Here is a 21,922-nt window from a genome sequence, read left to right as displayed (position 1 = left end):
TCGCCAACGCCGTGTACTGGTGCGAGGAGTTCCACATCGACGGGCTGCGGGTCGACGCCGTGGCCTCGATGCTCTACCTCGACTACTCGCGCGAACACGGCCAGTGGACGCCCAACGAGCACGGCGGACGCGAGAACCTCGACGCGGTCGCCTTCCTGCAGGAGATGAACGCGACGGTGTACCGGCGGAATCCCGGCGTCGTCACGATCGCCGAAGAGTCGACCGCCTGGGACGGCGTCACCCGGCCGACCTCCGACGGGGGACTCGGCTTCGGACTCAAGTGGAACATGGGCTGGATGCACGACTCCCTGGTCTACGCGTCCAAGGACCCCGTGCACCGCAAGTACCACCACAACGAGATGACGTTCTCGATGGTGTACGCGTACAGCGAGAACTACGTCCTCCCGATCTCGCACGACGAAGTCGTCCACGGCAAGCAGGCATTGGTTTCGAAGATGCCGGGCGACTGGTGGCAGCGGCGGGCCAACCACCGCGCGTACCTGGGCTTCATGTGGGCCCACCCCGGCAAGCAACTCCTCTTCATGGGCCAGGAGTTCGCGCAGGGTGGGGAATGGTCGCAGGAGCACGGACCCGACTGGTGGCTGCTCGATCCGTCGTACGGGGCGGAGCCGGACCATCGTGGGGTGCGGGACCTCGTCCGCGATCTCAACGGCCTGTACGCGGCCACGCCCGCCCTCTGGGAGCGGGACACGGTCCCGGCGGGGTTCTCCTGGGTCGTGGGGGACGCGGCGGACGACAACGTCTTCGCGTTTCTGCGCTTCGACGCGGGCGGCGCTCCGCTGCTGGCCGTCTCCAACTTCTCGCCGGTGGTTCGGTATGAGTACCCGCTCGGCGTGCCGGAGGGCATCCCGGCCTGGAGTGAGGTGCTGAACACCGATGCCGCGCGGTACGGCGGCAGCGGCGTCACCAACCCCGACCCCCTCAAGCCGGACGCCCAGACCTGGCACGGTCGCCCGGCCGGTATCCGCCTGACGTTGCCACCCCTGGCAACGGTGTGGCTCCGCCCGGCCTAGTACCTGGGGGCTCCGCCCCCAGACCCCCGTATCGGCCTGAACGGCCTCGTCCTCAAACGCCGGACGGGCTGAAGATCAGCCCCTCTGGGGGCACCTCCCAGCGGTAGCTGGGGGAGTTTGAGGAGCGGGGTCTGGGGCGGAGCCCCAGGGGATGGGAATGGGTAGGGGCGGCGGGGGCGAAACAACCGGAACCCCCCGCCGCTCACCCGCCCGTGCCCTCGTAACGGCGCAGGTCCGGCGTCGCAGCGGCCAGCGCAAGCGTGGCGACGATCACCAGCAGCCCACCACCCACAACGGCCGTACGCGCCCCGAACGCCGAGCCGGCCGTACCGTGCAGCACGTCGGCCAGGCGCGGACCACCCGCGACCACGACCGTGAAAACGCCCTGCATCCGCCCGCGCATCTCGTCCGTGACGGCGGACAGCAGGATCGCTCCACGGAAGACCATGGACACCATGTCGGCGACACCGGCGGCAGCCAGGAACGCCACCGCCACCCACAGGTTCGCGCTCAGCCCGAAGCAGGTGATGGCCACTCCCCAGGCGACCACAGCGGCGATGACCATGAGGCCGTGCCGCCGCGCACGGGAGAACGTGCCCGACATCAGCCCGCCGGCCACCGCGCCGATGGGGATCGCCGCGAACAGCAGCCCGAGCGCGAGCCCTTCCCCGTAGGGCGCGTACGTCTGTGCGGCGAGTTGTGGGAACAGGGCCCGGGGCATTCCGAGGACCATGGCGACGATGTCGGCGAGGAAGGACAGCAGCAGCACCTTGTGCAACGCGATGTAGCGGAAGCCCGCCACGATCTCTCGCCGGCCGGCCCGGCCGGCTGCCGCGGCGGTGGCCAAGGGCGGCAGCGCGGGGAGGCGGTAGACCGCCCACACGGTGACGCAGAGGGCGAGAGCGTCGATGAGATAGAGCTCGGCCAGTCCGATGACAGGAATGAGAGCTCCGGCGAGCAGGGGCCCGGCGACCAGACCCGTCTGCATGACGGTCGAGCCGAGCGCGTTCGCGGCAGGCAGTTCGTCCGAGGGCACGAGCCGGGCGATGGAGGCGTTGCGGGCCGGGGAGTTGAGGCCGAAGAACGCCTGCTGGAGGGCGAGCAGCACCATCAGGACGAGTACCGAGTCGAGCCCGCCGACGGCCTGGATCCAGAACAGGAGCGAGGTGGCGGCGATGCCGGTATTGGTGACGAGGAGCAGCTTGCGCCGGTCCATGGTGTCGGCGATCGCGCCGCCCCACAGGGCGAAGACGACGAGCGGGAGGAATCCCGCGAGGCTCGCATAGCCCACCCAGGCTGAGGAACCGGTGATGTCGTAGATCTGTTTGGGCACGGCGACGGCGGTGAGCTGGCTGCCGACGGCCGTGACGACGGTCGAGGACCACAGGCGACGGTAGGCCGGGCGCCGCAGCGGGCGGGTGTCCATCGTCCACCGGCGCCAGCCGTGCCTGGGCGAGCCCACCGAAGCCGAAGCCGAGTCCGAGGCCTCGTTCCGCTGGGCGGCCGCGTCACCGGTTCTGTCGCCGGCGCTGTCGCTGTCACCGGCGCTGTCGTCGGTGCTGCTCTTGCTCGTGTCCACGCTCGTCCTGGCTGCTTGGTACATCTTTCCGTGTCGGGGTTCACTATCGCCGATCGGAGAGCGGCCGCCGTCCGGCGGGGTGCGCTCAGCGTGCGGTCGGCCCGCCGTGGGAGGTGTCCAGCAGCGCCCGAGCTTCCTCTCGGGCGTGGTCGAGCGGTCCCGGGAAGATGCCCAGGCCGTGTGCGACGAGGGCGCCTTCGTGGAGCAGCATCAGGGTGCGGCCGAGCGAGTCCGCCTCGGCCGGGGCGAGAGGTCGTAGGAGATCGGTGAACAGGGCGAGCATCCACTGCTTCTGCCCGGTGATGATCGCGTACGCGGGATGAGCCGGATCGTCGATCTCCGCATGGGCGTTGACCATGCTGCAGCCTCGGGAGCCGTGCTCCGCCATCCAGTCGCGTGAGGCGTAGAAGACGGCCAGAAGCCGGTCCTGCGGGGTGGGGGCGTCCTCGATGCGGGGTGCGAGGAAGGCTCTCCAGCGCTCGTCCCGGTCGGCGAGGTACTCGACGACGATCTGCTCCTTGGAGCCGAACCGGTCGTACAGCGTCTTCTTCGTGACGCCGGCCTCGGCCGCGATGAGGTCGACCCCGACCGCGTGGATGCCGCGCTGGTAGAACAGCCGCCCGGCCGCTGCCAGTACACGGCGGGCTCCGGGGGTCAGGGGTACACGGCGGGGAGCGTTCGCGGTCGTCATGGCTCCAGCATAGACCGATCTGTATACTCGGCAACGAACTCAGGTATACAGATCGGTCTACTCGACCGGGATCGGCCGACCTCGGCTCCCCGCCCCGGAGGTGCTCGACACCGTGAACGTCCTGCTTTCCCTCGCGTTCGTCCTGGCCTGGAGTTCCGGCTTCATCGGAGCCAAGCTCGGAGCCGGGACCGCCCCGGCCGTCACGCTTCTCATGTGGCGCTTCCTGCCGCTGGCGCTCGTTCTCGGCATCGCGACCCTGGCCGTGGCACGCGCGTCGTGGCGCACGCTGACTCCGCGGGACGTCGTGCGGCAGGTCGCCGTAGGAGCGCTGTCGCAGAGCGGCTATCTCTTCACGGTCTATTACGCGATCGAGTTGGGGGTCTCCAGTGGTACGACGGCCCTGATCGACGGGACGCAGCCGTTGGTGGCCGGAGCGCTGGCGGGGCCCCTGCTGGGACTGCCGGTGTCACGTACGCAGTGGGTCGGGCTGGGGCTGGGCGTGACCGGCGTCGGCATCGTCACCGCGGCGGACGCCGGGGCCGGGACGGGCACCGAGTGGTGGGCATATCTCGTGCCCTTCGTCGGCATGCTCTGTCTGGTGGCAGCGACGTTCCTGGACCGCCGGTCGTCCGGTGGAGACGTTTCCCCGATGGTGTCGATGACCATCCACGTCGGCACAAGTGCCGTCGCCTTCACCGCACTTGCCGCGGGAACCGGAGCGGCGACGCCTCCTGCGAGCGCCTCTTTCTGGACCGCCGTGGCCTGGCTCGTGATCCTTTCCACCTTCGGCGGGTACGGACTGTACTGGCTGATCCTGAGGCGATCCGGCGTGACGAAGGTGAACGCCCTCATGTTCCTGATGGCTCCGGTGACGGCCGTATGGGGCGCCCTGATGTTCGGAGAGCCGTTCGGGGTGCAGACGGCGGCGGGGCTGACGCTCGGCCTGCTGGCGGTGGCCGTCGTCCATCACGGTGACCGCCAGGGCCGAGGAAGGCCGACGGCGCGACACCCCGTCTCGTGCGAGACCGACCGTTCGACGTCCCCCTGGTCACATCGCCCCTCTTGAGGAAACTGCTGGAAATTTCCGAAAGGAACGGCGTCTTCACAGAAGCGACACGAGCCTTGTCAAGCTCGATACAATTCCTCTTTCCATTTCCTCACAATTGGCCGCCACAAGGAGCCACGCGCATTTGCCGCGGCAAAGAACGCGCCACCGGAAGCGATGCCGCAGACCCGATCAACCGGTCGAGCCCGGCCCGGCTTCCTTCCGCAGGAAGCTGGTCACCTGGGCGGCGAGGATGTCCAGCGGAGTATCGGAGCGTGCGCCGACCCCTATGGCCGACTCATGCAGGTCGATGCCACCCGACCAGAGATACCGGTCGGTCCAGTCCTCGTCGACCTTCAGCTGGACCTGGATGTCCACCTGGGACAGGCTCGCGTCGTCGGCCGCGGCGTACAGAACAGCAGTGACCCGGCGCAGCGGGTAGACGTCGAAACCCTCGATGAACTGCGAGTTCCTCCAGTCGAGGAACGCCGCCTCGCCGTCGGCGCCGACCCGGACGTCGAGCTGGCCGTCTTCGAGATGGATGCCGAAGTGCGCCGTCGTACGGTTCTCGACGGTCACCCGGAACCTGAAGTACGTCAGGCCTTCGGCGGCGTCGTCACGCCCCCGTGGCGGCTCCGCCTTCTCCAGGCCGTGGACGCGGACACGCAGGCCGGCATGCTCGTCGTCGCACTCCTGCCAGTCCCCCACCACGTTCGGCTCGTACACAGTCCACCTCTCGGCCTCAGAGAGCTGCTTCCTATCTGTGCGCGTGGCAACGTGTCAAATGAGCAGAATGGGCGTTGGCCAGGGTTTTTGCCCCTCTTGATCGGCGATCAAGCCATGCCCAGCCAGAATCGCCCCCGCCGACGCCACAGACGCCAGGCACGCGTGCTGCACATCACGTTGCCGACCTTGCACATCACGTTGCCGACCTCCGGTCGCGGACGCGTCACCAGGGCCGAGGAGCGGAGGGCGGATGCTGTGGACTGCATTTGAGCCGACTACGAGCCCTGCCATTCGGCGCTGTTGATTGTTTAATCGATGGAATGCCACAATCCGACAGGCCGCGCTGACCACCCCCACCAGCGGGGCCACCAGAGTTGGCCGGGATGAGGATTTCGGTGGCATTTCGGGCGAATTATCGAGCTATACGATCCGAAAACTTGAACCCAGGTCAGCAATGCCCACCTGTACTGCATTTCTAGTGCGCACTGATCGCGCCCGGGGCGCGAACAGAAAGCGTCAGACAAGGCACGGTATGCCAACACACTCCAGGCCGCACTCCAGCCCCCATTCAGGACAAATGCCACCCTCCCCTCCAGACGGGAGCAGAGTCGGCGACTCTCCCGACTTCCGTGCGATACGTGTCGCCCACCGCTCCTTCGGGATCGTGGCGATGGTGATCTCGGTCGGCGGCTTCCTGCTGTTCGTGCTGCTGTCGAGTTTCGTTCCCGGGATGCTGAACCAGCCCCTGTTCGGACACGTCACGCTGGGACTGGCCTGCGGCGTGGGCGCGTTCGTCGTCATGGGCCTGACCGCATGGCGGTACACGCTGCACATGGAGCGGCGAATCGACCCGGCGACCGACCGTCTCCGTGCGGAGATCGAGCACGACGAGGCCCAGCAGACGCGTCCTCAGCCGACGCGTACTCAGCAGACGCGCGGTCCTCAGCAGAGGCGGTTCGGCGCGTGGTGACCCTCTCCGAAGGCGTCGTCGACGGCGCCAGCCTGAAGCTGACCTTCGTCCTGTTCGTGTCGGTCGTGGTGGTCAGCATGTTCACGGCCCTCATCACGGCCCCGCAGGGCGACGAGATCAGCGAGTTCTACCTGGGCAACCGGGACATGTCGCCCCTGCGCAACGGACTGGCGATGTGCGGTGACTATCTGTCCGCCGCCACCCTCCTGGGCAGCACCGGCCTGGTCGCGCTCACCGGATACGACGGCCTGCTCTATCTCTGCGGCACCGCCGTCGCCTGGATGCTGGTGCTGTTGCTGATCGCCGAACCCCTGCGCAACGCGGGCAAGTTCACCCTCGGCGACACGCTGGCCCTGCGGCTGCCCAGCAGTCAGCGGCCCGTACGGATTGCCCTGGCCGCCTGCACGCTCATCATCTGTGTTCTCTACCTGGTCGCCCAACTCGTCGGCAGCGTGGCCCTGCTGACGCAGTTCATCGGCGAGCCCAGCAGCACCACCCGCACCCTGTGCGTCGTGGTCATCGGCACCCTGGTCGTGCTGTATGTGGCGCTCGGCGGAATGCCCGGCGCGACCTTCATCCAGATCGTCAAGGCCGTCATGCTGATCGCCGGTGTCACGGTGACCGCGATCATGGTTCTGCACCGTTTCAGCTGGAACATCGACGACCTCCTCGGCGCCGCCACCTCCGGGAGCGGGATGGGTCAGCGCTTCCTGGAGCCGGGGCTGCGTTACGGCGGCAGTACGACCAGCAAGCTGGACTTCTTCAGCCTGCAGATCGCCATCGTGCTGGGCCTGGCCGCGCTCCCGCACGCGATGATGCGCCTGCTCGCACCCCGCGTCACCCGGGTGCTGCGCCGCTCGGTGCTGTGGGCCACGGGCCTGGTCGGCTTCGTGTGCCTGGCGGCCGGTGTGCTGGGCCTGGGGGCGACGGCGATCGTCGGCCGCAAGGCCATCGAGGGCATCGACTCCAAGGGGGACGCCGCGGTACTGCTGCTCGCCCAGTCCATCGGCGGCGCCGTACTCACCGCGCTCATCTCCTGCCTGGCGTTCGTGACCCTGCTGGCCGTCGCCGCCGGACTCACCCTCGCCGCGGCCTCCTCGCTCGCCCATGATCTGTACGGGCAGGTGATCCGCAAGGGCAAGGCAGGGCAGACGGAGGAGATGACCGCGGCCCGGCTGGCCGCCGTCGTCATCGGAGTCCTCGGCATGCTGCTCGCGCTCGTGTCCTGGGGTGCGAACACCGCCACCCTGGCGTTCCTGGCCTTCGCCATCGCCGCGTCCGCGATCCTGCCGACCATGATCTACAGCCTGTTCTGGCGTCGCTTCAACGCGGGCGGAGCCCTGTTGAGCCTGTACGGCGGTCTGGCCACGTCCGTGCTGCTGGTCGTCTGCTCGCCCGTCGTCTCCTCGAGGCCCACGTCGTTCTACCCGTCGGTGGACTTCGCCTTCTTCCCCCTCCAGAATCCGGGCATCGTCTCCGTGCCGGCCGGATTCCTGCTGGGGTGGCTCGGCACCGTGCTGAGCAACCGCACGGAGGATCCCGGGGTGTACGAGAAGTTCCAGATCCGCTCGATGCTCGGCGTCCAGCGGCAGCAGCAGCACGAGCAGCAGCAGCCGGCGGGCGCGCCGCACTGACGCCCCGCACGTCCGGCGCCGTCGGTGCGGCGCCGGACCGACGGCGCCCGACCGACGACGCCGCACCGACCGCTCAGCTCTCCGCCACGACCAGTACGAGCGGTATCGCGTCGCACGGCATCAGCCGCATACCGTGCGAGTGCCCGGGCCGTGCTCCGTCGAGCACGGCCCGGAAGTCGGGGCCCCTGGTGAGGGAGCCGGCCAGGTGGGCGGGATCGGCGGAGGCGGCCACCCGCCCGCGCGCGTTGACCAGGTGGGCCGGTGCGGGCAGACCTTGCAGCAGAGGCAGGACGGCTGCCTCGAAGTGGCGCAGATACACGTCGGCGGCGGCCACGCCCGCGAAACGGCCCTGGACGGTCACCGGCACGGACAGGGTCAGGCTGTACTCGTCGGAGCACAGGTAGTCGACGTACGGGCCGGTGACCGTGCGACGTCCGGTGTCCCGCGGCAGGGCGAACCAGTCCCAGTGCGTGTAGTCGCCGTAGGCGGAACGGGCGGGGTCCAGGTCGAGCAGCAACGGCCGGACGTCCCCGTCCGGGCCGCTCTGCCACCACTCCAGCCACGCCGGTACGTCGCCGAGCAGCCCGGGAGCGGCGACGAACCCGATGCCGGAGACCAATTCGTCCTGGGCGAGCCGGAGATGGAGCCCGGGCCGCAGTGCCGCCAGATCGGCCGAGGCGGGCCTGCGGCCCTCCGCGGCCATCCGGGCCAGCAACGCGGCGGTGTCCGCCCGCGTTTCCGCGACGGCGTCGAACACCGCCTCCAGCGTGGAGCGGACCTGCGCCGCAGCGCCTGATGTAGCGTCAAGTGTCGCTGTGCGGCCGGGATTCCCCCTCAAGATCGTCGTCCGGCGAGCAGGGTGGGCTGCCGAGGCGGGCGACGCGGTACGGAGCGCACACCGAGCCCCGCGAGTGAGTTGTGCATGACAGCGACGGTAATACGCGACGCCGTCTCGACGCATCTTTCACGCTCCCCAATCGGCCCCAACTGCCCATATCCATATGGCAGTTGCCGGAGATCGCCGCTCTCCATAGGCTGTGGCGCACGCCGTCCGCCCGGAAGACGTCACCCGTTCACAGGTGGACCCGGCGCAGGGGTGCCGCCTGCCTCCAGCAGGATCCGGAGCCGATCCGGTACGTCGCGGCGATCCGTGGCCCCGGGTCTCCCTCCAAGGGCACGTTTTCGGGCACTGGACGCCCGTTTTGAGGCCCTTCGGGCACATGGACCTCCCCCTCTCCGAGGTCCGTGCGCCCCCGGGTCGCCACTCCCCCCACCTTCAATCCCCCCTGTGGAGATTTCGTGCGTCTGAGCAGGTTATTCACGACCGCCGTCGCCATCGGCGCCTTACTGTCCGTCACGGCCTGTGGCTCGTCGGACAGTTCCGGCTCCGCCTCGGCGTTCGGGCTCAACCCACCGGACATGGAAGCCCAGAGCGAGCTCGGCAAGACCGAGGGCCAGGTCAACCTCATCGCCTGGGCCGGCTACGTCGAGGACGGCTCCAACGACCCGGACGCCGACTGGGTCAGCACCTTCGAGCAGCGGACCGGCTGCAAGGTCAACTCGAAGACCGCGGCCAGCTCCGACGAGATGGTCAAGCTCATGAAGACCGGCCAGTACGACGCCGTCTCCGCCTCCGGCGACGCATCCCTGCGCCTCATCGCCTCCGGCGACGCCGCCCCCGTCAACACCGACCTGGTCCCCAACTACGAGGACGTCTTCATCGGCCTGCTCAACCAGGACTGGAACTCCGTGGACGGCCAGTCCTACGGCATCCCGCACGGCCGCGGCGCCAACCTGCTGATGTACAACACGAAGGAGGTCTCGCCGGCTCCGACCTCCTGGTCCTCGGTCTTCGACGACTCGGGCCCGTACAAGGGCAGGGTCACCGCGTACGACTCCCCCATCTACATCGCGGACGCCGCCCTGTATCTGCGCGAGACCCAGCCGGGCCTGGGCATCGACAACCCTTACGCACTCGACGAGGAGCAGTTCGAGGCGGCGGTCGCTCTGTTGAAGCGGCAGAACGCGAACGTCGGCGAGTACTGGAGCGACTATCTCAAGGAGGTCGCCGCCTTCAAGAGCGGTGACTCCGTGATCGGCACCACCTGGGAGGTCATCTCGCGGCTCGCCCAGAGCGAAGGGGCCGATGTGAAGGCGGTGCTGCCCGAGGAAGGCGCGACCGGCTGGTCGGACACCTGGATGCTCTCCTCGAAGGCCAAGCACCCCAACTGCGCCTACAAGTGGATGAACTGGATCATCTCTCCGAAGGTGAACGCCGCGGTCGCCGAGTACTACGGAGAGGCCCCCGCCAACGTCAAGGCGTGCGATGTGACCAGCGATCCGGCGTTCTGCGACGAGTATCACGCGACCGACGAGAGCTTCTGGCGCGACATCGATGTCTGGACCACACCCATCGAGCAGTGCCTGGACGGACGCACGGATGTGAAGTGCGTACCCTACTCGAAGTGGGTCCAGGCCTGGACCGAGATCAAGGGCTGACCGAGGCGCGGCGATCACCCGTCTGCCGATGCCCCTCCCGCCGGTGCGCGGAAGGGGCGTCCGGGCGGGAAGGCGCCTGCGCGACGCGGTGGCCGAGCGTGAGGCGAGGGCAAGAGAGCGATGGCATTGCAAATCAGCGCCACCAACCCGGAGCATCCGGCGCTCCTGCTCGCACTGCCCTGGCATCTGCCGCTGGAGGAGTGGCCGGACCGCCACCTGGTGCCGTTGCCGCGCGGTATCTCGCGGCACGTGGTGCGCTACGCGCGCGCCGGCGACGAGGTGGTGGCCGTCAAGGAGCTGGCGGAGCGGCCCGCGGTGCGGGAGTTCGGGCTGCTGCGAGACCTCGACCGGCTGAACATTCCCGCGGTGGACCCGCTCGCCGTGGTCACCGGCCGCACCCGGGGCGACACACCCCTGGAGCCCGTGCTGATCACCCGCCATCTGACCGGCTCGATGCCCTACCGGTCGATGTTCGAGACGACGATGCGGCCCGCCACCATGCACCGGCTCATGGACGCGCTGGCCGTGCTGCTGGTCCGGCTCCATCTGGCCGGGTTCGCGTGGGGCGACTGTTCGCTGTCCAACACCCTCTTCCGGCGCGATGCCGGAGCGTACGCCGCGTACCTGGTGGACGCGGAGACCGGTGAGCTGCACTCGCGGCTGAGCGACGGGCAGCGCGCGTACGACCTCGATCTCGCGCGGGTGAACATCAGCGGCGAGCTGCTCGACCTGGAGGCCTCCGGGGCGCTGCACCCGTCCGTGGACCCGATCGAGTTCGGCACGGAGATTTGCCGACGGTACGACGGCCTGTGGCGGGAGCTGACGCGTACGTCGGTGTATCCGGCGGGCAAGCACCACTACATCGACCGGCGGATCCGGCGGCTCAACGAGCTCGGGTTCGACGTCGCCGAGATGCAGATCGGCCACTCCTCCAACGGCGACACGGTCACCTTCGTCCCCAAGGTCGTCGACGCGGGCCATCACCAACGGCAGCTGCTCCGGCTGACCGGGCTGGACGCCGAGGAGAACCAGGCGCGCCGGCTCCTCAACGACCTGGAGAGCTGGATGGCCACCCAGGAGGACTACTCACCCGGCGACCCTCCCCCGAGCTCTCGGCTTCGCTCGAGCAAGGGGGACCCCCATGCCGCGCGCCCCGAGGTGCTCGCCCACCGCTGGGTGCGCGAGGTGTTCCGGCCCACCGTGCGTGCCGTACCGCCGGAGCTGCGCGGCTCGATGGACGCGGCGGAGCTGTACCACGAGTTGCTCGAACACCGCTGGTACCTGTCGGAGCGGGCGCAGCACGACATCGGCCTGGACACGGCCGTCGACGACTACGTCAAGCACATCCTGCCGAAGATCCGCAAGGCGCTGCCGTCGACGGACGTCACCACTCCGTCGGCCTGACGGGGGCGGGCCTGAGCCGCCGGGGCTGAGCCTGAGAACCCAGAGGCCGGGAAGCTCAGGCGGGCGGGACGACGGCCACCGGGCAGGGCGCGTGATGCATGACCGCGTGGGCCACCGAACCGATCCGTGGGCCCACGGCCGAGCGGTGGGCACGGCGCCCGACCACCGCCAGCTGGGCGCGGGCGGCCGCCGACAGCAGCACCTCTCCCGCGCTGCCCATCTCGGTGTCCTGGATCACGGGCACATCGGGAAACCGCTCCTGCCATGGCTCAAGCGCTTCGGCGAGCGCCTTCTTCTCGTACGGCTCCAGGCCGCCGGCCTCGTCGAGGAGCTTCATCGAGCCGGGGCTCATGGAGTAGAGCGCCGGCAGACTCCAGGCACGGACGACACGCACGGTGGCGCCGCGTGCCGCCGCGGTCTGGAAGGCGAACCGCAGGGCAGCGCCACTGTCATCGGGGCCGCCCTGCTGTCCCACAACGATCTCGCGGCCCGCCGCCTCGGTCTCGGCGCGGTCGTCGGCGCGTACGAGAACGACGGGACATGCGGACTCCGCGACCACCTGCTGGCCGACGGAACCGAGCAGGAAGCCGACGATCGCTCCGTGCCCGCGCGAGCCGAGCACCAGCGTCTCGGCGTCCGCCGCCTCGGCGACCAGCGACGGGACCGGGGCCGCGTCCAGTCGTTCGGTGGAGACCGGCACACTCGGGTGCCGTTCGGCCAGCTCGTGCGCGGTCTCGCGCAGCGCGTCCAGCGCCTTGGGAGCGTGCTCCCCCGCGTCCGCGGTCTCCCAGGCGTGCACCAGCCGCAGTGACCGTCCGCGGCGGACCGCTTCCCTGGCCGCCCAGTGCACGGCGGCCAGGCTTTCGGCCGAGCCATCCACTCCTACGGTGATCGGGCGGGTCATACGGCTGCCTCTCTCTTCTCCGTCGAGTGCTGACACGCAGTCGTCCAGCGAACGGTCACCAGCGCACCGGAAGCTTCCGTACGCCTCTGATCAGCATGCCCGGCATCCAGGGTAGTTCGGCCTCGTCCGCGTCCGCGGCGAGGTCCGGGCAGCGTTCCAGCAGTGAGCGGATCGCGATCCGCCCTTCCAGCCGCGCCAGCGGGGCGCCCAGGCAGTAGTGCAGACCGTGACCGAAGGCGATGTGACCACGGGAGTCCCGGCGGATGTCGAACCGGTCCGCGTCCGGGAAGCGCTTCGGGTCGCGGTCCGCGTCCGCCATGGTGATCAGAACGGTGGAACCCGCTGGGATGGTCACCCCGCCCATCTCCACGTCCTCCAGGGCGAGACGCTGCGTGCAGGTCTCCACCGGGCCGTCGTAGCGGAGCATCTCCTCGATCGCCCCGTCCAGCAGGCCGAAGTCTGCTCGCAGCTCCGCCAGTTGGTCAGGATGCGCGAACAGCGCCCGCATGCCGTTGCCGATGAGATTGACCGTGGTCTCGTGACCTGCGATGAGCAGCAGGACGGACATGCCGATGAGTTCGTCCGGCGAGAACCGGTCACCGCCCTGGTCGACGGCATGGATCATCGCGCTGAGCAGGTCGTCGCCCGGATGCGCCCGCTTGGCCGAGATCAGCTCGCGGAGATACGCGGGCATCTCCCGGTAGGCGAGCGCCTCCGCGTCCGGGCTGGTGCGCGCGACCATCTCGTTGGACCAGTGGCGGAAGGCGTTCCGGTCCAGCTCGGGCACGCCGAGCAGCTCGCAGATGACGGTCATGGGCAACGGGAAGGCGAAGGAGGCGATCAGATCCGCCCGGCGCTCCTGTCCCGCCGTCATCGCGTCCAGGAGTTCGTCGGTGATCTGCTGGATACGAGGGGCCAGCGAGGCAATGCGGCGCGGAGTGAACTCCTTCGCCACCAGACGCCGCAACCGGGTGTGGTCCGGCGGATCCGCCATCAGCATGTGTGCGAGAGCGGGCTGGTCCTGATCGGTGTTCTTTATCTGGCTGATGTGACCGGTCTTCCTCCAGTCCCGGCTGAGCCGCGGATCGGTGAAGGCGGTACGGCATGCGTCATATCCGACGACGAGCCACACTTCCTGGCCGTCGGTGTCGCGTACCTGGTGTACGGGCGCCTCCGACCGGAGGCGCGCGTACACGGGATAGGGATCGCGCAGGAACTCCGGTCCGAGCTGCTGCAGGTCGACGACGGGTCGCGCCACGGTGTTGTTCCCCCAGTTCATGAGCCGAACGGCAGGTTTACCCGGCGTTCGAGACCGACGAACGTCGGTATCCGGACAGGTGTGCCCGGGTGGGCCGATGTGGACCACGGCCCCCGGAGGCCGGGCGGTAGGCGGACCTGGAAGGGGAGTTGAGGTGAGGGTTGAGAGCCGAGTCGGAGAAGGTGCCGCGTGTCCCGTGTCCCGGCCGCCACCGGGTATGGATCATCCGGCACAGCACCGCGGGCAGACGACGGCCCGCCCGACGTCACCACCGGGAGACATCCGAGCACATGGGCCACCCGCCGACCGGTCCCTCGCCGTCACCATCACCGACACGCTTCGACGACACGTTCTGCGCGCTCCTGCCCCGGCTCTACCGAAGAGCGGTCATGCTGGCCGGGACCAGATCCTGGGCCGAGGACGCCGTGCACGAGGCCTATCTCAAACTGGCCCGGCGGCCCCAGCGGTTACTCGAACACCCGGAGCCGTACGCTTACGCCTTCACCGCGCTGATGAGCGTCGTACGCGACACGCATCGCCGCGAACGCCGCCAGGTCCCGGTCGACGACGTGGAGATCCCGGGCCCCGGCGACACCGCGGGCGGAGCGGGCCGTGTCGGTGCGGTCGGCCCGGTGGTCGCCGGGGCCTGGGACGGAGGAGTGGAGCGCCGCGACGCCGAGATGGAGGCGATCCGGCTGCTGGGGAGACTCTCTTCCCGACAGGCCGGAGTAGTGATACTCGTCGATCTGGACGGCTACACCATCGATCAGGCCGCCCGGATCATGAAGGTGCACCGCGGAACGGCCGCCCGGCATCGCGCGCGTGCACTGGAGAAACTGCGCTCACTGCTGGACGGGATGGACAGCGAGCCGGACGGTTCAGGAAGGGAGCCCGGGCATGGGGCCTGACGCAGAGTCCGACGACCGCGTGGCCGCGCTGCTGCGCGATCGGCTCAGGGCCGCGGATGAGGAGATCAAGACTCCCCCGCGGCTGTGGGAGAACATACGGGCCGCCGACGCCCCGCCCCGCAGGGCCGCCATCGGTCCACGCCTCCGGCTCGGGTGGGCGGTCGCGGCCGCCGCCGTCCTGGTGTGTACCGTCGCGCTGGGGTCCTGGTGGCTCGTCCGGCCGGCCGCCGATGCCCCTCCGGCCCGGCCCGCGCGCTTCGATGTCCCGGTGACGGTGTTCAACGCCGAGGGACCGTGCCGCCCCCTGCGGACCATGGAGTGCGCGCTGCGGCTGGCCAAGGATCCGTACGCCGAATACGCCGCCCCCGGCAACGCGGCGGGCCGTGTCTGGCACGGTGACCACCTGTCGGCGGCCTGCGTCGTCACGCGCGGCACGATGGTCGAGGACGAAGCCGGCATCACGTCGACGCGGTGGTACCTGGTCAGGACCCCCGCGGGAGTGGAGGGCTGGCTGCCCGGTGTCCGTACGCGCAACACCGCTGAGCTACGGACCTGTTCAGCGAGCGAGGCCCACCCCACCTGACGGAAGCCGCCCCGTGGACCTGTGACGAGCGTCACTCTCCCCTGGGTCATACACGGAGGGCCGTGTCCTCGTGTGCCGTGCGTAAGGCAAGCACGACAACACGGGGAGATTTCCATGCGACTTCGTAGTGCCTTCGGTGCGGCCCTCGCCGCGACGGCCCTGACGGCAGGGTTGGCCGGTCCGGCGGCCGCCTCGTCGGGTGACGCATCGGACGGAGTGTCGGCCCGGGCGAGCTTCACGGTGTGGGCGACCGACGTCAATTTCCGCGACAACCCCGGCGATCCCGGCGCCTGCGACGCCTTCCCGTCGCCGGCCAACTGCCCCACGGTCGCCGGTAAGTTGCAGCCGGGCCAGGCCTTCGAGGCGGTCTGCCAAAAGCAGGGTCAGAACGTCGGCGGCAACCCGTGGTGGGTCTACGTCACGCGCGGCGACTCCCGCGGCTACATCGCCAATTACTACGTCGACCACCCGGACGACCAGCTGCCCGGCGTCCGGGACTGCGGCACCTGAGCCCGGGGGGGGCGAAGGAGCGGGGGAGGAAAGGGCCAGGCGCTGGGAGGCGCCTGGCCCTTTCCGTGCCGTTTACGGCGGCTCGGCCCGTCCGCCTTGTGTACGGCGGGCTCGGGCCGCTCGGTACGCGGCCGGCCGCTCAGGGCGTACCGACGGGCTCGGCCAGGACCGTGGTGACTCCGCGCGTGCGCAGCTCGTCGAGGATGCCCGGCTCAGCCGTGTCGTCCGTGACCAGGGTCCAGCCCTCGGGCAGGGCGGCCCAGGCATGGAAGGGGCGGCGGCCCAGCTTCGCGGCGTGGGCGAGGACGTAGACGTGGTCGGCGCGGCGGGCCATGAGTTCCTTCAGGCGGGTCTGGCGCAGGTCGGCCTCGCAGATCCCGTGCTCCGGCGAGACACCGTCCGTGCCGAGGAAGACCCGGTCGAAGGTGAGGCGTTCGAGCGCCGCCTCGGTCAGCGGGCCCACGAAGCCCTGGCTGAGCGGGCGGAGGGTGCCGCCGAGGCACTCGACATGGACGGTCTCGACGTCGGCGAGTTCCTGGAGCGCGGTAAGGCCGGTGGTCGCGACGGTGATGTCCTTGGCCGTGCGCAGTTCATGGGCGAGCGCGCCGACGGTCGAGCCCGCGTCGAGGAGCAGCGTCTCGCCGGGCTGGATCTGGGATGCCGCCCAGCGGGCGATGGCCCGCTTGGCCTCGAAGGCCTCCCCTGTGCGCTGGCGCAGTGAGGCCTCGGGGTGCGCGGACAGGGCCATGGCGCCGCCGTACGTGCGGGCGAGGCGTCCGTCGGTGGTGAGTTTCGCCAGGTCGCGGCGGATGGTGGAGGCCGTGACGCCGAACAGCTGGGAGAGTTCGTCCACGCTGGTCAGACCGGTGGTGGTGGCGAGCTGGACGATCCGGTCGCGGCGGGACTTGGATCCGATCGCAGACATCAGTCCTTGGTCCTTCGGTGTCCTGGGGTGTCCTGTGGTGCCGACGAACCGAGAGTCATCGGGCGGCCGGAGCGGATGACATCTCGGCGGCCTGCCGCAGCGCCTCGACCATGCTACCGGCCTCGGCGCGGCCGGTTCCGGCGATGTCGAACGCGGTGCCGTGGTCGACGGAGGTACGGATGACGGGCAGTCCCACGGTGAGGTTGACGCCCGCTTCGATGCCGAGGACCTTCACCGGGCCGTGGCCCTGGTCGTGGTACATGGCCACGATGAGGTCGTAGTCGCCTCGCGCGGCGAGGAAGAAGGCGGTGTCGGCGGGGAGCGGCCCGCGGGCGTCGATGCCGTCGCCACGTGCGGTCTCCAGGGCGGGGACGATCTTCGACTCCTCCTCGCCGTAGCCGAACAGCCCGTTCTCGCCCGCGTGCGGATTGATGCCGCAGACGCCGATCACGGGGGCCTCGACGCCCGCGCGGACCATGGCCTCGTGGCCGCGGCGCACGGTGCGTTCGACGAGGCCGGGCTCGATGCGGTTGACGGCGTCGATCAGACCGATGTGCGTGGTGACGTGGATGACCTTCACCTTGGGCGTGGACAGCATCATCGACACCTCGTCGACACCCGTGAGGTGGGCGAGGAGTTCGGTGTGGCCGGGGTAGAGGTGCCCGGCGGCGTGCAGGGCCCCCTTGTTGAGCGGGGCGGTGCAGATGCCGTGGACGTCGCCGTCCAGGGCGAGCCCGGCGGCGACACGGACATAGTGGTAGGCGGCGTCGCCGGCCGCGGCGGAAAGGGCGCCCCAGGGCAGATCGGCCGGAAGCAGGCCGAGGTCCACGACGTTGATGCGGCCGGGCGTGAACGCCGCCTGGGCGGGGCCGTCGACGGGCACGATGTCGCAGGTGATGCCGAGGATGTCCGCCGCTTGGCGCAGGCGATGCGCGTCGCCGATGACGACGGGGCGGCAGCCGCGCAGGGTGTCGGCGTGCAGCAGCGCCGGGACGATGACCTCCGGTCCGATGCCGGCGCCGTCGCCCATGGTCACCGCGATGATCGGGAGCGGGTGTCCGGCGGTACCGGACTGCTCGGCGGGCGCGGCGGTGGGGGCTGCGTTCACGTGGGTTCTCCTTGCGGGGCGAACGATGCGGGCGGTACGGCGGGGTGGTCGGGGCGCGTCGAGCCGGCGACGTCCCTCGGCCGCGGCGGCGGGCGCAGCGCGCGGGCGATGCGCAGCAGGGAGTCGGTGCCGCCGAAGCTTCCGGGGCGGGTGACGACGTTGCGGCCGTCGGGGGTGCGGGAGTGCACGGCGCCGTGGTGGATCTGCCCGACCGGCAGCAGCTCACGGACACCGAGGGTGTCGAGCACACGGCGCGCGGTCTCGCCGCCGGTCAGCACCAGGTCGCTGCCGTGCGCGGCTTCGGCGACCGCGCGGGCCAGCCCTGCCACGAGGCCGCGGGCCGCGCCCGGCTCGACGACTCCGCCCCCGCCGATGCTGATCACCGTGATGCCGTCCGGAGCGGGGACGAGCGGATGAGGTGCACGGTGGTCGGTGCGTGTGTGCCGGGCACGGTGGTCGGTGGGCGTGTGCTGGGTGAGGGTGTGCGCCGGCAGGGGCACATGGCGCGCACCGGCCGCGACGAGTTGCGCGATCTGCGCAACGGCGGTGGGCTCGGCGGTGCCGACCACAACGAGCAGCGGTCTGCCCGGCGTACCGGTCCCGTCCCGCTCAGTGTGTGCGGTCGCGTCCTGCTCTGCGTGTCCAGTGCCGTCCCCCTCGGCGTGTCCGGTCCCGTCCCGCGCGGCGTCCGCGGCGGTCGGGAGCCCCCTTGCCGCAGGAGCGGCCCCGTCCGCTCCCACGAGCCTGCGACCGAGAGCGGCCGCGAGCCCGCCCGTCCCCAACAGCCTTACATTCGGGCCGAGTTGAAGCGCCGCCTCGGCGATCGCGTCGAGGTCGGCGTCCGTCTCGGCGTCGCACACCGGGTGGTGTCCCTTCGCGAGGAGGGTGCGCAGCCGGCCGGACAGCGTCAGCGCGGGCGCGCGTACCACCGAGAGGGGCACCACCCGCGTCGGTACGTCGCCCAGTGCCGCGCCCACCGATTCCGGCGCAGGACGCGGTTCCGCGCGCCAGGCGTCTGTGGCGTGCAGCGGGGCGCCGTGCAGATGGACGACGCCGTCACGCACCGTGCGGCCCGCGACCGGCAGGGCGGGGGCGATCACCACGCCCGCGGCGCCCGCGGCGTAGGCGGCCGTCTCGGTGGCGAGGTTGCCGCGCAGCAGGGAGTCGATCTTCTTCAGGACCACGCCGCCGTCGGCGTGCGCCAGGGCGTCCCGCACGGCACTCGCGGCCTCGCCGGCGGAGAGCTGCCGGGTGTCGAGATCCAGTACGACCGCCTCGCCGTCCAGTGGCGGCGCGGTTTCCGGGCCCAGCACGATGCGCACGGTCCGGTCGTGTGGGCCCAGCGCCGCGGCGGTCTCGGCGGCGCCGGACAGGTCGTCGGCGAGCGCCAGTACGCGGGGCGGACGCCCCGTGCGGGTGGTGCGGGACACGAGTACCTCCTCGAGCCTCCGGACGGTCGGCCTCGGACGGCGATGATGACACAGACTGCGCGAAATGCGCGAGACCTCTTGCGCGCTTCGCGCAGCCGTGCCACCTTTTCCGGCGCGACAACTGTTCGTCGTCCAGCGGTCCGGGCGGCGTCAGCGAGAACCGGTCGCCCTCCAGAACCGAGAAGGTCGACGATGACCCGAACTCCTCACCTCGTCCCCTCACCCCGTCCGCCCAGCCGCCGCGCCCTGTTGCGCTGGGGCGCCTTCGGTGGCGCGGGCGTCGCGCTCGGCCCCCTGTCCGCCTGTGCGGGCCCCACCGGAGCGCCCGGCCCCGGGACGCTCACCCTCGGTCTGAACCGCTCCCTGGTGAGCCTCGACAACAAGCTCAACCAGTTCGAGGCCGCGGTGACCGTGCAGCGCGCCGTACGCCAGGCGCTCACCCGCATCGGCCCGGGTCTGCGGCCGCAGCTCGTCCTCGCCGACCGCTTCGAGATGACCGAGCCCACCGCGTGGACGGTGCGACTGCGCGAGGGCGTCTGCTACTCGGACGGCAGCCCCGTCACCGTCGACGACGTGGCCACGGCGCTGCGCATGTACGGCAAGGTCCCCGGCTCGTTCCTGCTCGGTCTCTTCCCGGAGCTGCCCGCCGTCGAGGCCACCGGCGAGCGCACCTTCCTCCTGCGCACGCGGCGCCCGGTGCCCGGGCTCGACCGGCTGATGGCCAACATCCACATCACCCCGGCCAAGGCCAACCGGCCCGAGGAGTTGCGCTCCGGGCTCGGCTCGGGCCCGTACCGCGTCGTCCGCGCGAACAGCGGGGCGGGCGAGTACACCCTCGCCCGCAACACCAGGTACTGGGGCCGGCAGCCGTCGGTCGACACGGTCCGGGTCCGGTTCGTGCCCGAGGAGTCCAGCCGGGTCGTCGCCCTGCGCAGCGGGGAGCTCGACGTCGTCGACACGCTGACACCGGACTCCGCCGAACAGCTCACCGGACTTCCGGGGGTCACGGTCCAGGAGATCTCCGGGGCCCGCATGTGCCAGCTCTTCTACAACTTCCGCAAGCCCGAAGGCCACCCGCTCGCGGACGCCCGGGTCCGGCACGCGCTGACGTACGCGATCGACGGCACGGCCCTCGTCCGCGATGTGCTGACCGGGACGGCCGAGGAGGCCCGGGGCGTGGTGCCGCTCGCACTCCAGGGTGCCGTCCCGACGGGCACGTACGCCTTCGATCCGGGGCGGGCCCGCCGGCTCCTCAGATCGCTCGGCGCCGAGGACCTGCGGATCAAAGTCATCTGGGAGTCCGGGGAGTTCGCCGGCGACACCTCCGTCATGGAGGCCGTGCTCGACATGCTCCAGGACGTCGGTGTACGCGCCTCGCTGCAACAGTTCGAGCCCGGCGGCGACATTCTCAAGTGGCGCCAGGGCCGTGGCGGTGACTGGGACGTCATCGGCAACGGCTACAGCAGCCCGACCGGGCAGGCCCTCACCATGCTGCAGGGGATGTACGGCGGAACGGCCGAGAAGGACCGTACCGGTGACGCGTTCATGGGCTATGTGATCCCCCGTATCGAGCGGCGGCTGTCGGCCGCCGCCACCGAGGTCGACGACGCGGAGCGGGACCGGCGGCTGGCCGCCGTGCAGCACGCCGTGTGGGACACCTGGCCCAGCCTGTGGGCCTTCGCGCCCAAGACGCTGCTCGCCCGCCGCGACCGCGTCCACGGCCTGGCCCTCCAGCCGATCAACTCCTACGACCTGACCGCCGTACGACTGGAGGGCTGAGCCGTGCCGACGTATCTCGCCCGCCGCATCGGCCAGAGTCTGCTGACCGTCTTCCTCACGCTGACCACCGTCTTCCTGCTGGTGCGGCTCGCACCCGGCGATCCGGCCTCCGCGTATGCGGCACCCAACGCGACCTCGGCCGAACTCGCCCGGATCCGCGAGCAGTTCGGGCTCGACGACCCGCTCTTCGTCCAGTACGGGCTCTTCCTGCGCGACCTGTTCACCGGGGACCTCGGGACGAGCTACTCCTTCCACTCCCCCGCACTCGACGTGGTCCTGGACCGCATTCCTTACACCGTCACCCTGGCCGTCTCCGCCATCGCGGTCACCACCGTGGTGGCCGTGCCCCTCGGCGTGTGGATGGCGCGCCGCGCCGACACGCGCAGGGAGCTGGGCGCCAACGTGCTGACGATCGCCGGGCAGTCGATGCCCGACTTCTGGACCGGTGTCATGCTGCTGACCGTCTTCGCGGTGGTCCTGCCGGTGCTCCCCGCGTCCGGCTTCACCTCCTGGAGCGGGCTGGTGCTGCCGACCGCGACCGTCGCCGTCCTTCAACTCGCCCTGGTCTCACGGCTGGTGCGCCGCGAGATGACCACAGCCCTGGCCTCGTCGTACATCACCGTGGCCCGCTCCCGAGGGGTCCGTGAGTCCGCGCTGACCTGGCGCTACGCGCTCGCGAACTCCGCGGTACCGCTGGTCACGGCGCTCGGTACGCGCTTCGCGGCGCTGCTCAACGGTGTGGTGGTGGTCGAGGTCGTCTTCGGCTGGCCCGGCGTCGGCTCCCTCGTCGTACGCGCTCTGGAGACCCGCGACTATCCGCTCATCCAAGCCACCGTCCTGGTCACCGCGACGCTCGCGATCCTCGTCCAACTCCTCGTCGACCTGGCCTATCCGCTGCTCGATCCGCGGGTGCGCCTCGGAAAGGCGGCCTGAGC

Annotated in this window: 20 protein-coding genes; 11 read left to right on the top strand and 9 right to left on the bottom strand. The window is 70.3% G+C overall.

Annotation, left to right across the window (positions count from 1 at the left end; genetic code table 11):
- Positions 1–1,034 (top strand): 1,4-alpha-glucan branching enzyme (glgB, locus tag FE633_RS16280; RefSeq protein WP_138045857.1); only part of this gene is annotated, 1,034 nt, incomplete at its 5' end.
- Between the two features lie 202 nt (positions 1,035–1,236).
- Here glgB and FE633_RS16275 read toward each other — a convergent pair.
- Together FE633_RS16275 and FE633_RS16270 are read right to left on the bottom strand one after the other, a co-directional pair.
- Positions 1,237–2,637 (bottom strand): MFS transporter, encoded by a 1,401-nt coding sequence (locus tag FE633_RS16275; RefSeq protein WP_138045856.1) that lies wholly within the window; start codon positions 2,635–2,637, stop codon positions 1,237–1,239.
- Between the two features lie 61 nt (positions 2,638–2,698).
- Positions 2,699–3,304, bottom strand: coding sequence for a TetR/AcrR family transcriptional regulator (locus tag FE633_RS16270; RefSeq protein WP_138045855.1), 606 nt, complete (start codon positions 3,302–3,304; stop codon positions 2,699–2,701).
- A 112-nt stretch (positions 3,305–3,416) separates the two neighbouring features.
- Between FE633_RS16270 and FE633_RS16265 the strand changes: the two genes are divergently transcribed.
- A complete protein-coding gene (locus FE633_RS16265; RefSeq protein ID WP_138045854.1) occupies positions 3,417–4,370 on the top strand; it encodes a DMT family transporter in 954 nt (317 codons plus the stop codon).
- A 171-nt stretch (positions 4,371–4,541) separates the two neighbouring features.
- Here FE633_RS16265 and FE633_RS16260 read toward each other — a convergent pair whose 3' ends face one another.
- A complete protein-coding gene (locus tag FE633_RS16260; RefSeq protein WP_138045853.1) occupies positions 4,542–5,075 on the bottom strand; it encodes a hypothetical protein in 534 nt (177 codons plus the stop codon).
- Positions 5,076–5,652: 577 nt separating this feature from the next.
- Between FE633_RS16260 and FE633_RS16255 the strand changes: the two genes are divergently transcribed.
- On the top strand, positions 5,653–6,045 hold the full coding sequence (locus FE633_RS16255) for a DUF485 domain-containing protein (RefSeq protein ID WP_138045852.1): 393 nt from the start codon (positions 5,653–5,655) through the stop codon (positions 6,043–6,045).
- Positions 6,039–7,679 (top strand): solute symporter family protein, encoded by a 1,641-nt coding sequence (locus FE633_RS16250; RefSeq protein ID WP_138045851.1) that lies wholly within the window; start codon positions 6,039–6,041, stop codon positions 7,677–7,679. The genes FE633_RS16255 and FE633_RS16250 overlap by 7 nt, the downstream gene beginning before the upstream one ends.
- A 73-nt stretch (positions 7,680–7,752) precedes the next feature.
- On the opposite strand, the gene FE633_RS16245 is transcribed toward FE633_RS16250, so the two are convergent.
- A complete protein-coding gene (locus FE633_RS16245) occupies positions 7,753–8,517 on the bottom strand; it encodes a cache domain-containing protein (protein WP_246113649.1) in 765 nt (254 codons plus the stop codon).
- 461 nt (positions 8,518–8,978) lie between these two features.
- On the opposite strand from FE633_RS16245, the gene FE633_RS16240 reads away from it, so the two are divergent.
- Complete coding sequence (locus FE633_RS16240; protein WP_138045849.1) at positions 8,979–10,178, top strand: ABC transporter substrate-binding protein; 1,200 nt, start codon at positions 8,979–8,981, stop codon at positions 10,176–10,178.
- 120 nt (positions 10,179–10,298) lie between these two features.
- On the top strand, positions 10,299–11,582 hold the full coding sequence (locus FE633_RS16235) for a DUF4032 domain-containing protein (protein ID WP_138045848.1): 1,284 nt from the start codon (positions 10,299–10,301) through the stop codon (positions 11,580–11,582).
- Positions 11,583–11,637: 55 nt separating this feature from the next.
- On the opposite strand, the gene FE633_RS16230 is transcribed toward FE633_RS16235, so the two are convergent.
- A complete protein-coding gene (locus tag FE633_RS16230) occupies positions 11,638–12,486 on the bottom strand; it encodes a universal stress protein (protein WP_138045847.1) in 849 nt (282 codons plus the stop codon).
- Between the two features lie 55 nt (positions 12,487–12,541).
- On the bottom strand, positions 12,542–13,765 hold the full coding sequence (locus FE633_RS16225; RefSeq protein ID WP_138045846.1) for a cytochrome P450 family protein: 1,224 nt from the start codon (positions 13,763–13,765) through the stop codon (positions 12,542–12,544).
- 368 nt (positions 13,766–14,133) lie between these two features.
- On the opposite strand from FE633_RS16225, the gene FE633_RS16220 reads away from it, so the two are divergent.
- The 3 genes from FE633_RS16220 to FE633_RS16210 all read left to right on the top strand — a co-directional run bounded on the left by FE633_RS16220 (position 14,134) and on the right by FE633_RS16210 (position 15,745).
- Positions 14,134–14,652 carry an RNA polymerase sigma factor gene (locus tag FE633_RS16220; protein ID WP_246113648.1) on the top strand — a complete coding sequence of 173 codons (519 nt, stop codon included), beginning with the start codon at positions 14,134–14,136 and terminating at the stop codon, positions 14,650–14,652.
- Positions 14,642–15,235, top strand: a complete 594-nt coding sequence (locus FE633_RS16215; protein ID WP_138045844.1) for a hypothetical protein — start codon at positions 14,642–14,644, stop codon at positions 15,233–15,235. The genes FE633_RS16220 and FE633_RS16215 overlap by 11 nt, the downstream gene beginning before the upstream one ends.
- Positions 15,236–15,349: 114 nt before the next feature.
- A complete protein-coding gene (locus FE633_RS16210; RefSeq protein WP_138045843.1) occupies positions 15,350–15,745 on the top strand; it encodes a hypothetical protein in 396 nt (131 codons plus the stop codon).
- 139 nt (positions 15,746–15,884) lie between these two features.
- Here FE633_RS16210 and FE633_RS16205 read toward each other — a convergent pair whose 3' ends face one another.
- From FE633_RS16205 to FE633_RS16195, 3 genes are read right to left on the bottom strand one after another with little or no spacing between them, the layout of a single operon-like run.
- The gene (locus FE633_RS16205; RefSeq protein WP_138045842.1) at positions 15,885–16,670 is read right to left on the bottom strand and encodes a DeoR/GlpR family DNA-binding transcription regulator; all 786 of its coding nucleotides are present in this window, start codon (positions 16,668–16,670) and stop codon (positions 15,885–15,887) included.
- 55 nt (positions 16,671–16,725) lie between these two features.
- The gene (gene pdxA, locus FE633_RS16200) at positions 16,726–17,778 is read right to left on the bottom strand and encodes a 4-hydroxythreonine-4-phosphate dehydrogenase PdxA (RefSeq protein WP_246113647.1); all 1,053 of its coding nucleotides are present in this window, start codon (positions 17,776–17,778) and stop codon (positions 16,726–16,728) included.
- Positions 17,775–19,208 carry a four-carbon acid sugar kinase family protein gene (locus FE633_RS16195; protein ID WP_246113646.1) on the bottom strand — a complete coding sequence of 478 codons (1,434 nt, stop codon included), beginning with the start codon at positions 19,206–19,208 and terminating at the stop codon, positions 17,775–17,777. The genes pdxA and FE633_RS16195 overlap by 4 nt, the downstream gene beginning before the upstream one ends.
- A 192-nt stretch (positions 19,209–19,400) precedes the next feature.
- On the opposite strand from FE633_RS16195, the gene FE633_RS16190 reads away from it, so the two are divergent.
- Together FE633_RS16190 and FE633_RS16185 are read left to right on the top strand one after the other, a co-directional pair.
- The gene (locus FE633_RS16190; RefSeq protein ID WP_138045841.1) at positions 19,401–20,987 is read left to right on the top strand and encodes an ABC transporter substrate-binding protein; all 1,587 of its coding nucleotides are present in this window, start codon (positions 19,401–19,403) and stop codon (positions 20,985–20,987) included.
- Between the two features lie 3 nt (positions 20,988–20,990).
- A complete protein-coding gene (locus FE633_RS16185) occupies positions 20,991–21,920 on the top strand; it encodes an ABC transporter permease (protein ID WP_138045840.1) in 930 nt (309 codons plus the stop codon).
- The last annotated feature ends 2 nt before the right edge of the window (positions 21,921–21,922 follow it).

Source organism: Streptomyces montanus (assembly GCF_005786655.1).
In the GTDB taxonomy this organism is placed as follows: domain Bacteria; phylum Actinomycetota; class Actinomycetes; order Streptomycetales; family Streptomycetaceae; genus Streptomyces; species Streptomyces sporangiiformans.
This window is presented reverse-complemented; position numbering and strand designations above follow the sequence as displayed.